The 20,356-nt window shown below is 55.7% G+C and carries 22 protein-coding genes; 6 read left to right on the top strand and 16 right to left on the bottom strand.

Annotation, left to right across the window (positions count from 1 at the left end):
- Window positions 1-4: 4 nt before the first annotated feature.
- From RCF31_RS16705 to RCF31_RS16685, 5 genes are read right to left on the bottom strand one after another with little or no spacing between them, the layout of a single operon-like run.
- On the bottom strand, window positions 5-784 hold the full coding sequence (locus RCF31_RS16705; RefSeq protein WP_416411752.1) for a heme ABC transporter ATP-binding protein: 780 nt from the start codon (window positions 782-784) through the stop codon (window positions 5-7).
- Complete coding sequence (locus tag RCF31_RS16700) at window positions 777-1,778, bottom strand: FecCD family ABC transporter permease (protein ID WP_299459861.1); 1,002 nt, start codon at window positions 1,776-1,778, stop codon at window positions 777-779. The genes RCF31_RS16705 and RCF31_RS16700 overlap by 8 nt, the downstream gene beginning before the upstream one ends.
- The gene (locus RCF31_RS16695; protein ID WP_084876619.1) at window positions 1,771-2,595 is read right to left on the bottom strand and encodes a heme/hemin ABC transporter substrate-binding protein; all 825 of its coding nucleotides are present in this window, start codon (window positions 2,593-2,595) and stop codon (window positions 1,771-1,773) included. Before RCF31_RS16695 ends, RCF31_RS16700 begins: the two co-directional genes overlap by 8 nt.
- Window positions 2,592-3,620 (bottom strand): hemin-degrading factor, encoded by a 1,029-nt coding sequence (locus RCF31_RS16690; protein ID WP_416411751.1) that lies wholly within the window; start codon window positions 3,618-3,620, stop codon window positions 2,592-2,594. Before RCF31_RS16690 ends, RCF31_RS16695 begins: the two co-directional genes overlap by 4 nt.
- A gap of 52 nt (window positions 3,621-3,672) precedes the next feature.
- Window positions 3,673-6,075, bottom strand: a complete 2,403-nt coding sequence (locus RCF31_RS16685; protein ID WP_416411750.1) for a TonB-dependent receptor domain-containing protein — start codon at window positions 6,073-6,075, stop codon at window positions 3,673-3,675.
- A gap of 245 nt (window positions 6,076-6,320) precedes the next feature.
- Here RCF31_RS16685 and RCF31_RS16680 point away from each other — a divergent pair, with 245 nt between their 5' ends.
- Window positions 6,321-6,617 carry a SelT/SelW/SelH family protein gene (locus tag RCF31_RS16680; protein WP_084878580.1) on the top strand — a complete coding sequence of 99 codons (297 nt, stop codon included), beginning with the start codon at window positions 6,321-6,323 and terminating at the stop codon, window positions 6,615-6,617.
- Between the two features lie 2 nt (window positions 6,618-6,619).
- On the opposite strand, the gene RCF31_RS16675 is transcribed toward RCF31_RS16680, so the two are convergent.
- From RCF31_RS16675 to RCF31_RS16640, 8 genes are all read right to left on the bottom strand, one after another.
- The gene (locus tag RCF31_RS16675; RefSeq protein ID WP_416411749.1) at window positions 6,620-7,495 is read right to left on the bottom strand and encodes a LysR family transcriptional regulator; all 876 of its coding nucleotides are present in this window, start codon (window positions 7,493-7,495) and stop codon (window positions 6,620-6,622) included.
- Window positions 7,496-7,567: 72 nt separating this feature from the next.
- Window positions 7,568-8,290, bottom strand: coding sequence for a DUF554 domain-containing protein (locus tag RCF31_RS16670; protein ID WP_299459849.1), 723 nt, complete (start codon window positions 8,288-8,290; stop codon window positions 7,568-7,570).
- Between the two features lie 10 nt (window positions 8,291-8,300).
- Window positions 8,301-8,879, bottom strand: a complete 579-nt coding sequence (locus RCF31_RS16665; protein ID WP_208716413.1) for a UbiX family flavin prenyltransferase — start codon at window positions 8,877-8,879, stop codon at window positions 8,301-8,303.
- A gap of 11 nt (window positions 8,880-8,890) precedes the next feature.
- Complete coding sequence (locus RCF31_RS16660; RefSeq protein WP_416411748.1) at window positions 8,891-10,372, bottom strand: UbiD family decarboxylase; 1,482 nt, start codon at window positions 10,370-10,372, stop codon at window positions 8,891-8,893.
- A 196-nt stretch (window positions 10,373-10,568) separates the two neighbouring features.
- Window positions 10,569-11,108, bottom strand: a complete 540-nt coding sequence (locus RCF31_RS16655; protein WP_416411747.1) for a PadR family transcriptional regulator — start codon at window positions 11,106-11,108, stop codon at window positions 10,569-10,571.
- Window positions 11,109-11,198: 90 nt separating this feature from the next.
- Entirely contained in the window at window positions 11,199-11,987 is a 789-nt protein-coding gene (locus RCF31_RS16650; protein WP_299459839.1) for a siderophore-interacting protein, read from the bottom strand.
- Between the two features lie 18 nt (window positions 11,988-12,005).
- Window positions 12,006-12,731, bottom strand: a complete 726-nt coding sequence (locus RCF31_RS16645) for an SDR family oxidoreductase (RefSeq protein ID WP_416411746.1) — start codon at window positions 12,729-12,731, stop codon at window positions 12,006-12,008.
- Between the two features lie 10 nt (window positions 12,732-12,741).
- Window positions 12,742-13,185: a GlcG/HbpS family heme-binding protein gene (locus tag RCF31_RS16640; RefSeq protein WP_416411745.1), complete on the bottom strand. Its 444-nt coding sequence runs from the start codon at window positions 13,183-13,185 to the stop codon at window positions 12,742-12,744.
- A gap of 255 nt (window positions 13,186-13,440) precedes the next feature.
- Here RCF31_RS16640 and RCF31_RS16635 point away from each other — a divergent pair, with 255 nt between their 5' ends.
- From RCF31_RS16635 to RCF31_RS16615, 5 genes are all read left to right on the top strand, one after another.
- Entirely contained in the window at window positions 13,441-15,156 is a 1,716-nt protein-coding gene (locus tag RCF31_RS16635) for a tannase/feruloyl esterase family alpha/beta hydrolase (protein WP_416411744.1), read from the top strand.
- 163 nt (window positions 15,157-15,319) lie between these two features.
- The gene (locus tag RCF31_RS16630) at window positions 15,320-16,222 is read left to right on the top strand and encodes a metal ABC transporter substrate-binding protein (RefSeq protein WP_416411743.1); all 903 of its coding nucleotides are present in this window, start codon (window positions 15,320-15,322) and stop codon (window positions 16,220-16,222) included.
- A 4-nt stretch (window positions 16,223-16,226) separates the two neighbouring features.
- A complete protein-coding gene (locus RCF31_RS16625; protein WP_416411742.1) occupies window positions 16,227-17,048 on the top strand; it encodes a manganese/iron ABC transporter ATP-binding protein in 822 nt (273 codons plus the stop codon).
- 2 nt (window positions 17,049-17,050) lie between these two features.
- Window positions 17,051-17,911 carry an iron/manganese ABC transporter permease subunit SitC gene (gene sitC / locus RCF31_RS16620; protein WP_416411741.1) on the top strand — a complete coding sequence of 287 codons (861 nt, stop codon included), beginning with the start codon at window positions 17,051-17,053 and terminating at the stop codon, window positions 17,909-17,911.
- Complete coding sequence (locus RCF31_RS16615; protein WP_416411740.1) at window positions 17,905-18,747, top strand: metal ABC transporter permease; 843 nt, start codon at window positions 17,905-17,907, stop codon at window positions 18,745-18,747. Before sitC ends, RCF31_RS16615 begins: the two co-directional genes overlap by 7 nt.
- Here RCF31_RS16615 and RCF31_RS16610 read toward each other — a convergent pair.
- The 3 genes from RCF31_RS16610 to RCF31_RS16600 form a co-directional block, all read right to left on the bottom strand.
- The gene (locus RCF31_RS16610; protein WP_254711358.1) at window positions 18,744-18,953 is read right to left on the bottom strand and encodes a hypothetical protein; all 210 of its coding nucleotides are present in this window, start codon (window positions 18,951-18,953) and stop codon (window positions 18,744-18,746) included. The two genes, RCF31_RS16615 and RCF31_RS16610, sit on opposite strands and share 4 nt — an antisense overlap.
- A gap of 175 nt (window positions 18,954-19,128) precedes the next feature.
- Window positions 19,129-19,995 carry a helix-turn-helix domain-containing protein gene (locus RCF31_RS16605; RefSeq protein ID WP_299459816.1) on the bottom strand — a complete coding sequence of 289 codons (867 nt, stop codon included), beginning with the start codon at window positions 19,993-19,995 and terminating at the stop codon, window positions 19,129-19,131.
- Window positions 19,996-20,188: 193 nt separating this feature from the next.
- The gene (locus RCF31_RS16600) at window positions 20,189-20,335 is read right to left on the bottom strand and encodes a DUF2474 domain-containing protein (RefSeq protein WP_416411739.1); all 147 of its coding nucleotides are present in this window, start codon (window positions 20,333-20,335) and stop codon (window positions 20,189-20,191) included.
- Window positions 20,336-20,356: the final 21 nt, after the last annotated feature.

Raw genomic sequence — 20,356 nt, 5'->3', positions numbered from 1 at the left:
TTACTCAGGCCCGCAGTTGAATCTGCGGCCTGCCCTGCTCCGCCTGATGCACCACATCCAGATCGGCCTGATACCAGCGCGTCAGCGTCTGTTCCGTCATCACGTCATGCGGTGCGCCCTCGGCCACCAGTTTTCCCTGATGTAACAACAGAATACGATCCGACCACAGCGATGCCAGATTCAGATCGTGCAACACGGTGCACACGCTGAAGCGGCCATTACGCGTTAAACGATGCAGTAAACGCAGGCTGTGCTGCTGCCAGAACAAATCCAGTGCCGAGGTAGGTTCATCCAGGAACAGCCAGCCACGCGGACCATCTTCATGCCACAGCTGCGCCAGTACACGCGCCAGCTGAACGCGTTGCTGCTCACCGCCAGACAGCGAACGATAATCACGTCGCGCCAGTTCGAGGCTACCGGTGATGTGCATCACTTCCTCAATCACCGCTTTCCCACCCGCTGAGGGCCAGGGCGCACGCCCCATCGCCACTACCTCTTCCGCTGGCATGGGAAAGGTCAGGGTATTTTGCTGGCGCATCACTGCACGGCGCTGCGCCAGCGGTTCACGCGGCCATTCCGCCAGCGGCTGTTCTCCCAGCCAGCAGTCACCAGCATCCGGGGTGAGAAAACCGGTCAGCAGGCGCAGCAAGGTTGATTTACCGGCACCGTTCGGACCGATCAACGCCACCATTTCACCCGGCTCCAGCGTGACGGAGACGTTATCAATCAACGCCCGCGTGCCGTGGCTAAACCGCAGACCTCGCGCCTGCATACGATCACTCATTTATCCCCCTTTGCTGGCGCAGAATCAGCCAGAGAAACCACGGACCGCCAAGTAGGCTGGTCAGCAGACCTACCGGCATTTCTGCCGGGATCACCACGGTGCGTGCCAGGGTGTCTGCCAGCAGCAATAAGATCGCTCCGGCCAGCGCCGATCCCGGCAACATCCAGCGATGATCGCTGCCGAGGCAGAAGCGCATGACATGCGGCACCACCAGCCCGACAAACCCAATAATGCCGCTGACCGACACCGCAGTACCCACCAGCAACGCGCTCAGCACCAGCAACTGACGCTGAGTGCGCTTCACATCTATCCCCATGTAATGCGCATCTTCCTCACCGAGTTGCAGCAGGTTGAGGCGACGCGCCCGGGTCTGGATGGCGATCAGCGCAGGCAGGATCAGCACGGCACACACTGTCAGGCTTGGCCACTGCGCCGAACTCAAGCTACCCATGCCCCAAAGCGCCAGCTGACGCAGCTGTTGATCGTTGCTGATCCACGACAGCACCCCCACCGCCGCGCCGCACAGCGCATTGATGGCAATCCCCACCAGCAGCAACCGCGACAGGTTCCCCATCGCCAGCCGACTGAAGCTGAAGATCAATAAAGTGACCACCAGACTACCGATAAACGCGGCCAGCATCGGCAGCCATAACGCGAGGATCGGCGGCAGCGCCACTGGCACGATGATCGCCAGCGCCACCGCCAGACCAGCACCACTGCTGATTCCCAACAGACCCGGATCAGCCAGCGGGTTGCGGAACAGCCCCTGCATCACCGCACCGGAGACCGCCAGCGCCATACCCAGCAGCACCGCCAGCAGCACGCGCGGCAGACGGATATTCAGCCAGATCTGCCACACCATATCGCTAAGAGGTGCGTGCCACAGCGTGCGCATAGACAGCGGCATCGCACCAAAATTGGCCGCCATCAGCATGCAAACCACCATGCTGACCGCCATCAGGCACAGCCAGCGCAGCATCGCCACACTAGTCATGTTTCGCCGCTTCAGCCGCACGACGCAGCTTAACGATGGCATCCGGCGTGTCGAGACCAAAGCTCAGCAGCGCCATCTCATCCACCACCAGCAACGCATGATGCTGACCCGCAGGCGTCAGCGCCAGACCGGGCAGTGACCACACCTTCTCTTCACCACCGAGGGTGCGCAGGCCATCCTGCCCCACCACCACCAGATCCGGTGCAGCAGCCACCACGCCTTCCTGTGACAGCGGCTGATAATGCGGCACCGCACCCATGGCATTCACCAGACCGGCGCTGCGAATGGCACCATCAGCGCCGGTTTGCGCACCCGCCGCGAGGGTGTTCATGCCGCTGTGCGCCATGATAAACAGCACCTTCACCGGCAGTGGCTGGCTTGGCAGTTGCGCCAGTTGCTTCTGCACTTTTTCCGTTAACGCTTTAGCTTCCGCCTCACGATGCAGGGCTTTGCCAATGGTGGCGATCTTCTCCGGGATAGCGTCAACGCTGTTTTTGCCGGTGACCTCGACCACTTTCACCCCTGCCTGCTCTACCTGTTGCAGCACCAGTGAGGGTTTCGCCAGCTCGCTGCTCAGTACCAGCGTCGGTTTCAGTGCCAGAATGCCTTCGGCATTGAGCTGTCGCATATAACCGATGTTCGGCAATTTATTCGCCTGCGCCGGTTGCTGGCTGGTACTGTCGCGCGCTACCAGATCCTGCTGGGCATCCAGCGCATAGACGATTTGCGTGACGTCACCACCAATAGACACCACGCGCTCTGCCGCCAGAGCTGGCAGCGCCAGCGCGGTCAGCAGCAACAGGGTCAGACGTTTCATGCGGCCGCTCCTGGGGTAGTCAGCAATGCCAGTTGTTCACGCCAGCGCGTTTGCTCCGGCGTACCTTCGCTGCGCTGGCCGTAAAGCTGGGCAATCTGCGTGCCATCAGCGGCAAACAATTCGAGGCTGGTGACAAAACCATCACCGCTCTGCTTACGCGTCACCCAGCTTTCACTGATGTGATCCGCCATCAGATGCAGCGTGAAATTGGGGTTGAAGATATTGACCCAGTTGTCCATCGGCATCAGTTTTTCCACCGCGCCAGTGAAGATTTGGGTACAGCCACGGTTACCGATAAAAATCATGATTTCGTTGCCGTCCTGCTGCGCCTGGTTCAGCAGCTGCGCCAGCGAATCATTGCTGACCTGCCAGGCGAGATCGTCAGCCACCGCGCGGAACGCCTGCTGACGTGAAATATTGTGGCGCTTCAGCAGACCGAAGAACTGATGTACATCGGTCATGGCTCGCCATTCGGCTTCTACCGTCGTGGCGTCGAGGGTTGCGCTGTGCTGCGGGCCACTGGCTGGTGTCAGTTCCAGCGGGGTGGCATCAGTAGTGAACTGCGCAATCAGCGCATCCCAGGCCGCAATGTCGGTGTTCTCGGTGGTGTAGATTTTCAGCACCGCGTCGCCGTGGCGATCAAAAATCTGGATGCTTTGACGCTCACCGCGCGCGGTCATGTCACGCAGGAAGAACGCACTGTGCCACTGCTGCGGGAACAGGCGCTGATCCAGCGCGCGTGGGTTGAGAATCAGCCCGGCGTGTTCGCCAAGGTGCAGGTTTTCATATTTACCCACCTGCTCATGTACCGCATATTCGTTACGGGTGATGCTTTTGGTTTCACCCACGGCTTCCAGTGCCGCCAGCAGTGCCGGGAAATCGGTTTTCAACGCCTGAGCATCATGGCCGACGCGCGCTTCACACAGCTGCGCTTCGCCAATGCCCATCAGCGCGGCCAGGTCGCGGGCGTATTTTTTTGGATGTTCGCCTTTCAGGGCCAGATAGTGTTCGTAACGTTGGTTCATTGCGCTTGCTCCCGTGAAAATGCCCTGCGTCACCGCAGGGCGAAGTTGTTTATCAGAAATCGACGTTAACACCTAACTGGAAGGTGCGGCCCGGCATCACAGCAAGCTGTGAATCATAGTAGTTTTGATCGGTCTTGCTGGTGGTGGATTCCAGATCGCGGCTGCTGAGGTAATCCCAGTATTTACGGTCGGTCAGGTTGTAGATACCACCACTGATTTTGACGTTTTTGGTAACGCGATAGTACGCCGTCAGATCCACCAACGCGTAACCCGGGATGTTCTGGTAGTAAGTATTGCTGGTGGTACCAATCGCGCTACCGGTGTTGGTGTAAGTCTGACGCTGGGTATAGGTGGCACGCTTACCGTGGTTAAAGGTGGCGGTCACTGCAGCACCGTAACGCTGATCCGGGTCGTCGTAAGCCACGCCGGTGATCAGGCGCATCGGTGGTACGCTCTCCAGCGGCACATATTTGTCACCCAGATAGCTGGATTTCGATGCGCCCTGCGCATAACCAAACGCCAGACGTGCACTCAGGCCATCAACTTCAGGCACCCATGTGCCGATGTTGAACTTGCTACCGAACTCAGCTCCATAGATATAGGCTTTATCACGGTTTTCTGCGCGGTAAGCGATGCTGATGTTATCCGGGATATTGGTGAAGACTTCCGGGTTCGCGCTGCGGCTGTAACGGGTGTAGTCAATAAAGTTTTTATAGCTGTTGTAGAAGGTCGCCGCTGAGAAGGTGATCCCTTCCACGGCTTCACCTTTCAGACCGAACTCAAAGTTGTTGCTGGTTTCGGTTTTCAGATCGGTGTTACCCAGCAGGGCATACTGCGCACCATATGCAGAAGCGTAGTTAGAGGTCAGGTTCCAGGAACCATACAGCTGGCTGGCATTCGGGAACTGCGCACCGCGCTTATATTGCAGGTAAGCCATCATCTTCGGCGTCAGATTGTACTGGAAGGCCAGAGACGGCAGGATTTGACCATCGCTGAAGCTCTTGTTGTACAGTGCCGACACATCATCAGTGCTGAGATCAGCATCGCCGCCCGCCAGGCTGGAGAGGTTCTGCGGCTTGGTGTTCTGATAAGCGTAACGCACCCCTGGAATGATAGAGAAGGTGTGGCCGTTCAGATCCCAACTCATGGTGTCTTCGGCGTAGAGACCGACACTCCATGTGCGGCTGTTAGCTTCCGGTGGCGTGACATCGTTGTACGAAGTCTGTGCCGGGTCCAGCCAGTATGGACGCTCGGTTTTGGCAATGCTGCCATTCAGGCCATAGCGGAAGGTGTTAAACAGCCAGCTTTTTTCACCTTTGGTTTCAAAGCCGAAGGTTTTGGTGTTGTAGTTTGAATAGATATTGTGCGCTTCAACCGTCCCGGCATCTGGTGCAGCGGTATCATCGTGCGCTTCGGTTTGCTGGTAATAGATGCTGCTTTCGAGGCTGTCCACCAGCAGGTTGTTATCTGGTGTCCAGAGATCTTTCAGCATGCCGCTCCAGCGCCGCGTCTGGCTGCTCTGATCGGCTCGACCATAAATAGTCGTGGTGCTGCTGCCCCAGTAATCGAAGTTGGTGTGGTTGGTTTTGTGGTAATAATCCAGCGTGGCGCTGAACTGATGCTCGCTGTTCGGCTGCCAGATACCGGTCGCGGCGATGGCATCGGAGTGCCAGTTCGCCGGATACGCATCAATGGTGCCGCTGTTGTTGCGGGTTTCCTGGCCGTCACGACGGCTGATCACCACGATACCACGCAGGGTTTCATCACCTGCTGCGGCAGTGATGCCGTTGTGCCAGCTGCGGTTGGAAGAGTCGTAATCACTCTGATAACCGAAATAGGTTTGTTTGGTGGGCGACAGGTAGTCATCCGGGGATTTTGGCCGGAATGAAACCGAGCCGCCAAGCGCCAGGTTCTTGTTGGACACATCGGTAGCGCCTTCGACGATACCCACGGAGCCATACATGTAAGGATCGATATAGTCGCGACCAATCCCGAAGGTGCCTGAACCGGCACGGCCAACTGAGCTGCGGCCGGTGGCTAAAGGCTGTTCGATGCCGTCTACGTCAATGGAAACGCGGTTATCTTCCAGGCCACGGATGTTATAACCGGTATAACCGCCACGGTCCCCGGTGTAGCCGCTCTTGCCGGTGTTGCTACCGCCAGCGGCACCCGGCGCGCTGACCAGCGGCTGATAGCGCATAATGGAGCCAAAATCATTACCCCCCTGTTTCTGCAACTCCTCGGCAGAAAGCGTGGTACGGCTACCGGCAACCAGCGGTTGTTTCGGCGCAGTGACCGTCATCACCGGTTCATTTGTGGTGGTTTTTTTGCCTGAAATCGCCAGATCCTGATTGTCGCTGGTGGCTGCATAGCCGCAGGCTGCATGGATGGCGGATGCCAGCACCGCTGTTTTAAACAGACGCTGTGAGGTGAACCCCTGAAAAATTGGAGACATAGACGCGAAATACCTTGTTAATTGTTAGTATTCGCTCACGTGCTTGCTGCCAGAAAACCACAGTTTTTGTATAAAAAACCGTAAAAAGTTACAGACTTTTTTTATGTTATAAATGATTTCGTCAGGAATGTAATGCAATTGGTAATCATTATCAATACCATTTACACTAAGATGTATCTTAGACAGCACATTTTGTTAACCGTAGTTAACTTATTACTAATCAATCAATTAAGATGAGCGATGCCATGACACACAAACCGGCGGTGAATATTCATTACTGTACGCAATGCAACTGGCTGCTGCGCTCAGCGTGGATGGCACAGGAGCTGCTGCATACTTTTGCTGACGATTTAGCTTCCGTCACCTTGCAGCCCGGCACTGGCGGCGTGTTTGAGATAACCATTGATGGCAAGGTGATTTGGGAGCGTAAACAGGAAGGCGGTTTTCCCGACGCCGCGGCATTAAAGCAGCGGGTGCGTGATTATTGTTTCCCGGATCGTGAGCTGGGCCACGTGGATAAGAAGAAACCGACCGGGAATTGAGGTCAGGCGACATCATTTTCCTGCGGCCATAACAGTCGGTCCTGCGCGGTACTTAAGGTCACGATCGCCGGGTGATAAATCGCGAAAGGTTCCGCCAGCGGGCACACCATATATTTACCCAGTGCGCTGGGGATAAACTCGGAGCGCGGTAAAAATGCCGCGCCGTCAAAGCCCTGCTCCATCATTTCCAGCACCAGGCGCGGTTCTGAAACCTTAATGGTGATATTCACCTGGTCCAGGCTACTGAACAGCTTACTGCGCAGTACTTCATAAGTCCCTTCCCCGCCGATACGGTGCAGCAACATCAGCGGAATGCCGCTCAGGTCACTGAACTGCAAGGCTTTCCCAGCCAGCATCGGGCTATAGTGGGAAGAAATCACCGCAATAGTATCAATCGGTTCCAGCTCACGGATAAACCAGGGCTGACGATCGCCAGGAACCTGCATCAGCGCAATATCCACAGTGTTATCCAGCAGCATCGCTTCCAGATGGCTGGAATCAGACACAATCACATTGATGTCCCAGTCAGGACGGTTGCGGTAGTAATCCATCAGGATAGTGTTGAAATAGCGCAGATAAAGATAGGAGATACCAATATTCACCCGGCGCTGTTTACGCGTGGCGATAGTGATGGTCTGGCGTTTGAGTTGATTAACCCGGCTTAAGATGTCGCAGGCCTGGCGATAGAGAAAGGTTCCGGCCTCGGTCAACACCATACGACGTGGTGTGCGGGTAAACAACGGTGAACCAATTTCCTCTTCCAGCTCCTGCAGGCGCTTACCCAGCGGCGGTTGTGCGATGTTCAATAGCTTCGCGGCTTTACTGATGGAGCCTTGTTCCGCTATCGAGCAAAAATAATGCAATCGTTTGAGATCCATGATGACTCCGCGCGTTTTCCCGCGCTTATTTTAGCATGGCTAACCACGATCCAACCGCGGCTGACGTGTTACTTAATGGATATACATCGTCCACAGATAACTGACCGGCATCACCAGTATCAACGCGGGCAGCATATTGGCGACCGGGAAAGATTTAATCCCCGCGATGCGGAAACCGGCTGCCAGCATGATAAATCCACCTGCTGCGGTAAAGTCACTCATCATGGTCGGCGAGGTGTGCGGCATAATCAGCACCGCCGCTGAAGCCAGCACCAGCTGAATAATCAGCTGCGGCACGGCGATTACCGCCACTGCGTACCCCAGCAAGGTAGCAAAAATCGCAGCGGTAAAGATATCCATGATTGATTTCACAAACAGGATATTGGGATCGTGCGTCATCCCTTCGGTCATTGCCCCGATAATCCCGGTGCCACTGGCACAGAACAGCACCAGAATCGCCACATACTTCTCCGTAAAGGCGGCACCCGACAGACCGGTTTCGGTTTGTTCGCTCTGGAAACGTCCAACCAGCCCTTTTGCCAGATTACCCAGCCGGCCAATTTTCTCTTCCAGAAACACCAGTTCACCGATGGCGGCACCGATAATCAGCGCCAGAATCACCGCCGGTAAACTGTGAATCTTACCAATCAACACAATCCCGAGGCCCATCGACGACAAGCCGAAGGTCATCGGCAGAGCTACGCGCAAGCGTTCCGGTACTTTCGTGCCGAGGAACGCGCCCGCCAGTCCACCCAACAGCACGGCACTGCCGTTGACAAAGGGTCCCACTACCATAATTTACTCCTTACGCTTCATTATGTTTTTCACCCCAGCGTTTCAGGTTGCCAACATCGAGATCAAACAGGTCGAGGGCGCGCGCTACGCTGTGATGTACCATTTCATCCACGGATTGTGGCTTCTGGTAAAAGGCCGGAACCGGCGGATAAACAATGCCGCCCATTTCGGTAACTGCCGCCATGTTGCGAATGTGCACCAGATTGAGCGGCGTCTCACGGACCATTAACACCAGCCGACGCCGCTCTTTCAGGATCACATCTGCTGCACGGGTCAGCAGATTGCCGGTCAGTCCATGGGCGATGGACGCCAGCGAGTTCATTGAGCAGGGCGCAATCAACATGCCGAGGGTCTTAAACGAGCCACTGGAGATCGACGCACCGAGGTTACTGATGCTATGCACCTCATCTGCTAAATCGGTAATCTCCTGCCGCTGCCAATCAGTTTCCATCGAACGCGTCACTTCCGCGCCTTTGGTCACTACCAGGTGGACCTCAACATCCTGATCGCGCAGCAATTGCAGCGCCTTCATACCGTACTGGAAACCAGACGCGCCGCTAATGCCGACGATAATGCGCCTTCTGCTCACTACAACCTCACTTACTCAAAATCGGGAAGGAAACGTTTTACATCCACTTTTTTGAACTTCGAACGTTCAAAATGGGCTTTCAAATGCCACGGCACGGTGCAGTCAAAGATGGTTTTGGTGGTCATACCTTGTTGCGTGATGCTGGCGCTGTAGGCTGGGTCCTGCGACGGATCGAGCGGATGGCAGCGCACACCGGCGATGGTGGCGATATCGACATCGCCCTGGAAGCGGGTTTGCATCGCCCACAGGATGTCATCGGTGTCGAACACATCCACATCCTCATCCACCAGGATCACATGCTTCAGTTCAGAGAAAGCCGCAAAGGCAATCAACGCAGCCTGACGCTGGCGGCCTTCATCCACCGGGGAAGATTTTCTAAACTGAATCACCGCCAGCAGTTTGCCGCCACCTGAAGTGTGAGCATTCACATTCACTACGCGGCCCGGCATAGCGCGTTCCAGCATATCGAGAATACTGGCTTCGGTCGGGATACCGGCCATGCTGACGTGTTCGCCGCTTGGGCCAAGGGTGGTTTGCAGAATCGGGTGTTTGCGGTGGGTAACGGCTTTCACTTTGATCACCGGCAGCTGGGCTTTGGCTTCGCCGGTATAACCCGGGAATTCCGGCATCGCTTTACCGGTGTTGGTATTCTGGTCTTCACGCACCCGCACATTCGGCAGCAACTCGCCTTCAATCACGATTTCAGCGTGGGCGATGGCTTTTTCGTTGATACTGACGCACGGCGCCAGTTCTACCGGCTTACCACGCAGTGCCCCGGCAATGCTCAGTTCGTTAAAGCCCAGCGGCGTTGTCGGTGGCTCAAAGCAGGCGGCAATTTCAATCGCCGGGTCAACACCAATGCTGATGGAGATCGGCAGCGGCTGACCGGCTTTTTCCGCTTTTTCACGGAAGGCATCAATATGGCGACCCGGGGTCAGCCACATCGAAAGTTCATCGCGGCTTTGAATGCACAGACGGTGGATGGTGATATCTGACTCGTGCGTTTCCGGGTCAGACGCATAGCACATCCCCATGGTGAAGTAAGGACCGGCATCCTCTTCGGTGTTGGTTGGTGCGGGTAATAAGGTACGCAGGTCAAAGTTCGGGTCTTCCGCGTAGTGCACCACGTCCTGGCACTGTGGTTTTTCACTGATTACCACTGGCGCAACCGCATGATGTACCGAGTCTTTCAGCAGAAAACCGAGTTTTTCTGGCGCGCAATCCAGCAGATGGCCGACACGCTCGCGAGTGGACATCAGGCCAGTCACAACGCGCACATCAGGAAAACCTTTCACCTTGTTGAACATCATCGCCGGGCCTTTGCGCGTTGGACGCTCGCAGGTACCACCAGCACCGACATAGCGATACACGCCGGAGAGTTCCGCATGGGGATCGACTTCAGTATCGGTGCTGACGAATTCGCCTTTCAGGCTTTGTAACAATGAGATGGCCGAACGCAGGTCATGCACCGGCTGTTTTTTGGTTTCAGACATATTCTTTTCCCTTAACGCTTCAGAATGAATGCGATGCGGGAAAAGTAGCGCTGAATAATGGTGAGAAAAACTACCGTTTATATTTACCAGCCAAACCTTTTTGGTTTGGCTGTAATTATTGCTACAACTTTGTTTTTATTTACTTAATTTAATTAAACAATGTTGCAACAATTTTAGGGGTTAAAAATGATTGAGATCAACTCTTTGCGATTTTCTCTGCGGCTTCATTTAAGGCTGTGATCACGATCTCAAGTGTTTCAGCGGAAATATTTTCCTGCGCCAGACGATGATTTAACGTGAATTTAATATTGTGAATCGCCTGTTCTACTTCAGGAATGCTGCGGTTATTGACCAGAATAGCCAAAGAGGTGAGACGCTGAATAATAGTCGCAACATTTTCACGGTTTTCCGTCAGCAACGCACGACCGCTATCGTTGAGCGTGTATGCCTTGCGTGACTCCTGAGCGTCCACCACACGAATGGCGTCCATCTCTTCCAGCAGCGTCAGATTGGGGTAGATAATACCGGGACTGGGGGAGTATTCCCCTTTGGAGAGTTCTTCAACCGATTTGATCAGCTCATAACCGTGCGCATTGCTTTGCGCCAGAAAGTGCAGCATTAACAGACGGATATCACTGGCATCCAGCATGCGTTCACGGCGCTTTTTACGCGCCCCCGCACAAAAGCCACGCTGTGCCTGGTCGCCGTGCCATGCAAAATCCCGATGCTGTTTCATTGCCTGCCTGAGGGTCGGTTAAGGGAGGTTGATAGTAGTCTGCCGCCTGGTAAAATTCAACACAGGCGGCAACGGGCGGGCAAGAGTCGGTTATTTCTGATGCCAGTAGGCTACGGCGCGCACAAAATCAGTGTCTGCACCACGGCGCTGGGTAAAGTAGTCGCTCAGCAGTTTCACCGCCTCGCCTTCACCGGTCAGCCAGATAAAATATTCTTCGGTCGGCAGTGAAATCCTGTCCAGCTTCGCAATCAGCGCACCGAGGTTATCGCTCTGCATAGTGCCGCTGCCAAGCCAGCTGACATTGACGCCAGCCAGTTCGCCGAGATAATCACGGCCAGTGGCTTCGTCAACAAAGGCCAGCAGATGCACGTCCTGCGCGTCAATTTCCGCCAGGCGACGTTTGATGGCTGGCAAACCGGTTTCGTCACAGACATAGATCTGGCTGGCATAATCGGCAGGAATGATCAGCGAACCACGCGGACCGCCCATCGCTAACTGATCGCCCGGCTGCGCATCATTAGCCCAGTTGCTGGCCACACCGCCATCGTGCATATAGAAATCGATGGTCAGCGAATCCACGCCGTTAAACGCCAGCGGCGTGTAATCACGTGCTGCCGGACGCATACCCGCAGGCCATACCACGCCTTCGTCGGTCATCTGTGGCAGCGTCAGCACCCCGCCCGCTTCCGGGAAGAAAACTTTGATATGGTCGTCATAGGAAGGCGAGTTGAAACCCGCCAGATCGCTGCCGGTAAAGACAATGCGCCAGAACTCTCCGGCAACGCGGGTTTTGCTTGCCACGGTGATGTGGCGGAAACGCAGTTCATTGCGCACACGTTGCGGCGCGCGTGGGTTACCTGTCGGGGTCTGTTTTCTCAAGTCATTTCTCCTGCGGGATCAGCCAAGCATAATGCCGCCGTCCACCGCGATTTGTTGTCCGGTAATAAAATCGTTTTGCATTAAGAACAGATAAGCGCTGGCGAGTTCGTCAATTTCCGCGGTACGGCCCAGCGGAATGATCCCGGCAAAATGCTGGCGGGTTTGCTCCACCTGCCCCGCCGCCTGCTGTCGCCAGAACGGCGTCACCGTCCAGGTGGGGGCGACGCAGTTGACGCGCGCTTTCGGTGCCAGCTCCACAGCCAGCCCCTGCGCCAGCGACACAATGCCCTGATTGCCGACGTAGCTGGCACAGGCATGTTGAGCACGCCCACCGGTGCCCGCAGTAAAGGTCAGCGAACCGCCTGCACGCACTTTTTCTGCCGCCAGCTTGCCAATCAGCACATTGGTGAGGAATTTCGAGTAAATCACCTTTTCAATCAGCGCCATATCGGCGGTAAGGAAGCCACCGCCCATGGCATCGCCCACCATCGATACCAGATGATCAAACGCATCAAGCTGGCTAAAAGCCGCGCGCAACGCATCGTGATCGTGGGCATCTACCGCGAGGATCGCGACCTGCGCGCCCTGCTCCGCTAACGTGTTCTGCGCCTGTGCCAGCCGTTCGGTATTGCGACCGAGCAGCGTCAGGCTGGCTCCTGCGGCCGCCGCCTGCTGCGCAACCTGAAAACCAATGCCGGAGCTGCCGCCAATCACCACCAGATGTTTGTCCTGTAATGCTGCCATCACCCGCTCCTTAGAATGAGGCCAGCGCTTCAGCGGCCTGTTCAGCCACCAGCGAATCGTTAGCGCCGTGCGCCCCGCTCACGCCGACCGCACCGATCACTTCGCCGTGTAACCACAGCGGAATGCCGCCTTCGAGTGGCGTCACCCCTGGGGTAGCAAGGAAGCTGGGGCTGCCGCTATTGATAAAGCTTTCGAACTCTTTCGAGGGGGCGCGTAATAACGCGGCGGTGCGCGCTTTACCCTGCGCCACGCTCGGGCTGATGCCGATCGCTGCATCGCTGCGATCCAGGCTGACCAGTTCGCCAGCGCGATCCACCACCGCAACGCTGATATGCCAGCCATGCTCGGCAGCGGTTTGCAGAGCCACAGTGATAACGGTGCGTGCCGCCGCCAGCGAAATCGAGTGGTAAGTATGGGCCAGCACAGCGCTGGTCGATTCAGGTTTTTTTTCCATTATTTTGCCTCGCGTCGGGCGTCAGAGGCCCGCGCATGAATCAAATATGAAAGCGAAACTCATTCTCATCTGACGCCGTCAGGATAGTTATGATATATCTTAAGTGCAATGCCGAAAAATGCTATTGCGTACAACACGAAATATTCATTTACATCCGTTATGCATTGTCTGTCGTTTGACCGGCAGAAGGAGAACCGGCTCCCGTCATGATTCTCTTTATACTTAAAGCGTTACCTCTATGGATAAGGAATCACTATGGCCCGAAGGCTATTTCGTTTACTGACTGGCGTATTAACGCCGCTGCTTTTTTCTCTGTTCTGGTTATCTCCGGCTCAGGCCGCACCATTATCCGTGGTGAAACCTGCGGTCAGCTGTGACAGCCTGCAACAATTCAATCTGACAGCAATGGGTGGTAAAGGCAGCCGGGTCACCGCCGCGACCCTGACCACCATCAACCATACCGAATGGTGCAAAGTGGAAGGAACGCTGGCACCGGAGATTGGTTTTCGTCTGTTGCTGCCGACGCAGAGCTGGAATCAGCGTTACATGCAGCTCGGCTGCGGTGGTTTGTGTGGCTCCATCAACCTGCAACCCGGTGCCGCAGCAGGTTGCGCACCGCTCAACAGCAACGGTTTTGCCGTCGCCGCCACCGATATGGGCCATAAAGAGTCCGAGCAGGATTGGGGCAATGACCCACAGAAAAGGCAGGATTTTGCGTGGCGTGGTCAGCACCTGACCGCCGTCGCCGCCAAAGCGTTGATCGCTGCGTTTTATCAGCAAAAGGCGGCATGGTCGTACTTTAACGGCTGTTCCGATGGCGGACGTGAAGCCCTGATGGAAGCCCAGCGCTTCCCCGAGGACTTCAACGGCGTTATCGCCGGTGCGGCTGCCATGAACTTCCAGGTTCAGAACGCCATGTACCATGCGTGGCAGGTGGTGAGTAATCACGATGCTAACGGCAAGGCGCTGATCGTGGCCCAGGATTTACCGCTGATCCACCGAGCGGTACTGGCGCAGTGCGACGCGCTTGACGGGCAAAAAGATGGGCTGATTGCGGCACCGGAAGCCTGCCATCCCGATTTAAACGTGCTGGCATGTAAGGCGAATCAGACGGAAAACTGTCTGAATCCGGCACAACTTGGTGCGCTGCGTAAACTTTACGATGGGCCACGCGACAGCAAAACCGGTCAGCGCCTGATTGTCGGCGGGCCACAATATGGTTCGGAACTGGCATGGGCGGGCGTCTTTATTCCGCAACAGGCGGATCAGCCAGTAATGAGCGAAATGATCTCCCTCGCCTCGCTGCGTTACGTCAACTTTAAGACCAACCCTGCCCCCGACTTTGCACTGAAAGATGTGAAGTTTGATGAAGCGACCTTTAAAAAACTCAGCGAGCTGCACCCGCTGTATGACGCCACCAACCCCGATCTGCGCGCCTTTGCCAGCGCGGGTGGCAAGCTGATTATCTGGCACGGCTGGGCCGATCCACATATCTCCCCACTCAACTCCATCGCTTATCACCAGGCGCTGGGTAAAGAGCTGGGCAACACGCAACGTGACGCGTTTGAACGTCTTTATCTGCTGCCGGGTGTATATCACTGCTCCAATGGTGAAGGCCCGAGTCTGGTGGATTTCCTGACGCCGATGATGAACTGGGTTGAAAACGGTAACGCGCCTGACGCCGTGGTCACGCATCAGGCCGCGCCACAGCAGCACAACAGCTTTGGACAGCCGACGGGAGCCGGTGGTAAACCGCCCATGATGATGCAACGTAATGATTTACAGCTGGAAACCATCCCAGTCGGGGCCGCGTCACGCCCGGTCTATCCGTACCCGGAGTACGCGGTATGGAGCGGTAAAGGGGATGAAAAACAGGCTGCCAATTATGTACGTAAAACGCTGCCGATAATGCACAGCCATTACATCTGGGCAGGCGAGGCGTTCTACCAGCCTTATCACTTCGTGCAGTAACCTCTCCAGCCGGAGCCTCCAGGGCTCCGGCTTTTTTCTCCCCCAGCACTCCCCTTACATACACAGCTTTACATACCTGAATCTGGCAATTGTTTTAGCAACTGCTATAAAGTATAGCAATTGCTATATCAGTTCGTTTTTTAATCATGCCGAGGATGGATGTATGAAAATGATGAGAGGAATATTGCTGTGCACGCTGCTGAGTAGCGTGCTTATCCCCAGCGCTTTTGCCAGCGAAAAATTCAGGGTGGTGACCACCTTCACGGTTATCGCCGATATGGCAAAAAACGTGGCCGGAGACGCGGCGGACGTCAGCTCGATCACCAAACCGGGTGCCGAAATCCATGAATATCAGCCCACGCCGGGCGACATCAAACGTGCCCAGGGGGCGCAGCTAATTCTCACCAACGGCCTGAATCTTGAACTGTGGTTCCGGCGTTTTTATCAGCACTTAAAAGATGTGCCCGAAGTTATCGTTACACGCGGCGTGACGCCGATGGGCATCAGCGAAGGCCCGTACAATGGCAAACCCAATCCCCATGCCTGGATGTCCCCCGACAATGCCTTGATTTATGTCAACAACATCCGCGATGCACTGATGCATTACGATCCGGCAAATGCCGCGATATATCAGCGCAATGCCGAGTCTTACAAGCAGAAAATCACCGCGACGCTGCTCCCCCTGCGCCAGCAAGTGGCACAAATCCCGGAAAATAAACGCTGGCTGGTATCGAGCGAAGGCGCATTTTCCTATCTGGCGCGCGATCTGGGGCTGAAAGAACTCTATCTGTGGCCAATCAATGCCGACCAGCAAGGCACGCCGCAACAGGTACGCCGGGTGATTGATCGCGTCCGACAGGAACACATCCCGGCCGTCTTCAGTGAAAGCACGGTATCCGACAAAGCGGCACGCCAGGTAGCGCGGGAAACCGGTGCGCATTATGGCGGCGTGTTGTATGTCGATTCGCTCAGTCAGGCCGATGGCCCGGTCCCCACCTATATCGACTTACTCAACGTCACCACTCGTACGCTGGTGCAGGGCATCAAAGACGGGATGAAGGAGTAAAGCTATGACACAGATCGCAGGCATTGCCGCATCCGGAGTGAGCGTCACTTACCGTAATGGACACACCGCGCTACGCGATGCCAGTTTTAGCGTACCGGGCGGTTCCATCGCCGCGCTGGTCGGGGTTAATGGCTCCGGGAAATCGACGCTGTTTAAAGCGGTGATGGGGTTTGTGCGGCTGGCGCAGGGAGACATTCGCATCCTCGGCATGCCAACGCGTCAGGCGCTGCGACGCAATCTGGTTGCCTACGTCCCCCAGGCGGAAGAGGTTGACTGGTCTTTTCCGGTGCTGGTGGAAGATGTGGTGATGATGGGCCGTTACGGCCATATGGGGATGCTGCGTATTGCCAAACAGCATGACCACGCCATGGTCAACGCTGCGCTGGATCGCGTCGATATGCTGGCCCTGCGTCATCGTCAGATTGGTGAACTCTCCGGCGGCCAGAAAAAACGCGTGTTTCTGGCGCGCGCCATCGCACAGCAGGGCGAAGTGATTCTGCTCGATGAACCTTTTACCGGCGTGGATGTGCAGACCGAAGCCAAAATCATCAGCCTGCTGCGGGAACTGCGCGATGAAGGGAAAACCCTGTTGGTTTCAACGCATAATCTCGGCTCGGTCACTGAGTTCTGTGATTATACGGTGATGGTGAAAGGCACGGTGCTGGCGAGCGGTCCGACGGCGACCACTTTCACCCAGCAAAATCTGGAACGCGCATTTAGCGGCATGCTGCGTCATGTGGTGCTGAACGGTTCAGAAGAACACATCATTACCGATGATGAACGTCCGTTCGTCGCCGATCGGCCTCCCAACAAGCAAGGGGTCTGACGATGCAGCTGCTACTGGAACCCTTTAGCTACCAATATATGCTGAACGCCATGTGGGTCTCGGCGCTGGTCGGCGGCCTGTGCGCCTTTCTCTCCTGCTATCTGATGCTGAAAGGCTGGTCACTGATTGGCGATGCGCTATCGCACTCCATCGTACCCGGCGTGGCGGGCGCGTATATGCTCGGTTTGCCGTTTGCCCTTGGGGCCTTTCTTTCCGGCGGACTGGCGGCAAGCAGTATGCTGTTCCTTAACCAGCGTACCCGGTTAAAAGAGGACGCGATCATCGGCCTGATTTTCACCTCATTCTTCGGTCTCGGCCTGTTTATGGTGTCGCTTAACCCGACGGCAGTGAACATTCAGACCATCGTGCTGGGCAATATTCTCGCCATCGCCCCCGCCGATATCCTGCAACTGACGCTGATTGGCGCCGTCTCCATCTGCGTGCTGTTTTTCAAATGGAAAGATTTACTGGTGACGTTTTTTGACGAGAACCACGCACGCGCCATCGGCCTGCACCCAGGCCGCCTCAAATTGTTGTTCTTCACCCTGCTGGCGCTGTCGACCGTCGCCGCACTGCAAACCGTGGGCGCGTTTCTGGTGATTTGTCTGGTGGTAACGCCGGGCGCCACCGCCTGGCTGCTGACCGATCGCTTTCCGCGTCTGTTAGCCATCGCCGTCGGCATAGGCAGCGTGACCAGCTTCCTCGGTGCCTGGACCAGTTATTATCTGGACGGTGCCACGGGTGGCATTATCGTGGTGGCGCAAACGCTGTTGTTTTTGCTGGCGTTTGTCTTCGCCCCACAACAGGGATTGCTGGTGCAGCGGCGGCGCGCCCGAACATCTTTGGAGGATGCCCAATGCTGAGCCTGCTGGCCGAACCTTTCCAGTTCGAATTTATGCGTCACGCGCTGTTGATTGCCGTGGTGGTCGCCGTTCCCTGTGCCCTGCTGTCGGTGTTTCTGGTGCTGAAAGGCTGGGCGTTGATGGGCGATGCCATGAGCCACGCGGTATTTCCCGGTATCGTATTGGCCTGGATGCTGGGCCTGCCGCTGGCCGTCGGCGCCTTTGCTGCTGGGGTGTTTTGCGCCGTTGCCAGCGGTTTCCTGAAGGACAACAGCCGCATCAAACAGGATACGGTGATGGGCATCGTCTTCTCGGGTATGTTCGCGGTCGGGCTGATCCTGTATATCGCCACCAAACCGGAGGTGCATCTTGATCATATCCTGTTCGGCGACATGCTGGGCATCACCCGGACGGACATGGTGCAAACCGGGATCATCGCGGCAGCGATCATGCTGATCATGGCGTTAAAATGGCGGGATTTTTTATTGTTCTGCTTCGATCAACAACAAGCGCAGGCCAGCGGATTACCCACCCGCCTGTTGCATTATGGTCTGCTGTGCATGGTCGCGCTGACCATCGTGGCAACAATGAAAGCGGTCGGGATCATTCTGTCGGTTTCTTTGTTGATTGCACCAGGGGCGATTGCCCTGTTGCTGACGCGACGTTTTTCACACGCGCTGATCACGGCAGTAATGGTTGCCGTCATGATGTCGCTGGGTGGGGTGTATGGGTCGTTTTATCTGGATAGCGCCCCTGCTCCCACCATTGTGGTGCTGTTTGCGCTGGTGTTTATCGTCGCGTTTATCCGTGCCAGTTGGCGTGCTCGCCGCTCAGAGCGGCTGACGCTGCAAACTTAGTTTTGCAGCGCATCGCGGTGACCACACTCCATCATTCCGCCATCATTTTGCGGTAACGGGTTATCGCCCGAAATTTCATGCTGCTGGCAGGTCTGATGCGGATGCAGACCGGCTGGCGGTGAGAACGGTTCGGAGAGCTGAGCGCTGGCAATAGCCGAAAACGCGGTCAGCGCTGTCACAAGGAACAACGGTAAAAGTCGCATCATTTTTTTCTCTTATGGGTCCGGGATGGACCTGGAATGCAGGTGATTATTCAGCCTGATTCGGGGGCGTCAGGGTTTTACGCGGGGGATCAGGTTTCGATAAAGAATTTTACGCCGCTTATGGCAATGATTTTATAAAATCGTGCGGTTTATCACAGACTACCGCACGATTTATGCATTATCCGGCAGTAACCGGGATAAAGAAGGTGCCATACAGCCGATCGGGCGTGCTGTTTTGCAGATCGAGACGCAGCAAATCTTTGCCCTGACGGCGTGCAACACCCAGCGCAGGCAGATGGATGTAATACATGTCGGAGGTAAAGGCGTTGATTTGCTCGGGCGTGCCCTGCCAGTCAACTTCCGCGTACAAGCCACTTTCGCCGGTCCAGCTCACCGCATTGCGCGGCAGCACATCACCATGCTGGCTCTCCAGCGCCTCGAACAGGCTGATATGTTGCTGATCGGCAGATCCCTCCCCCGGACTGAACTGAAAGCCCAGCCAGCCTTTGCTGGCATGCTGTCCGGCAAAGGCGACGAAGTCACGTGCGTGCTGCGCCACCACATCACCATGGTCATGAATAAATTCGCCGAAACGGCATTCCCACTCGATAACCTCCCCGCTCAATTGCAGTTCCGGTTTCTCTGCCAGTCGCACGTCAACCCAGCGATGGCGGGTGGTAATACGGCTGTGGAAATCTTTCAGCTGCAACTCAGGATTGCGGCGAAATGCGCCAGGCGTCAGCGAAAAATGATTTTTAAACACCCGGGTAAAATTCTGCTGGTTATCAAAACCAAAGCGCACGGCGATATCAATCAGCGGCATGCGCGTCAGGCGCAGCGCCATTGCCGACATGGTCAGACGACGCTTGCGCGTGTAGGACGCCAGCGTTTGTCCGGTCATTTCTTTGAACATGCGTTGCATGTGCCATTTGGAATAACCGGATTTCAGGCTAATCAGATCGATGTTGAGGTCGTCGGTCAGGTTCGCTTCAATCCAGTCCACCAAATCATCGATGTACTGTTGTTTCAGATTCAGGCTGAGCATTTCTGTGATGATCGAAAGGAAGTGGGTGACGCAGAATTTGCGTTATCGGTCACATAAATATAACAAAAACGTATTACCAATGTAAGGAAGAGTAAAGAAAGCGTAACGGGAAAAGCATTAATTGCTTAGTTTGCTAATTTTTACGCAGGAAATGAACCGCCCCGGAACATACCGGGGCGCTGACAGTTACTTATTAATGCGAACGCATCCCCGCAGCCGTCATCATCATACGAAATAACGTTGCCACCACACCGAGTGCCAGCACGCTTGCCCCGTAGATAATCACCAGCCACATCATACGCTTCCAGAATGGCGCTTTCGCTTCAGTGCGGTTATGCATATTGCTGACCCCGCTTCGCAT

The organism is Pantoea sp. App145, assembly GCF_047947045.1.
Lineage (GTDB): Bacteria > Pseudomonadota > Gammaproteobacteria > Enterobacterales > Enterobacteriaceae > Pantoea.
Note: the sequence above shows the minus strand (reverse complement) of the source record. Positions and strands in the feature narration are given on the sequence as shown.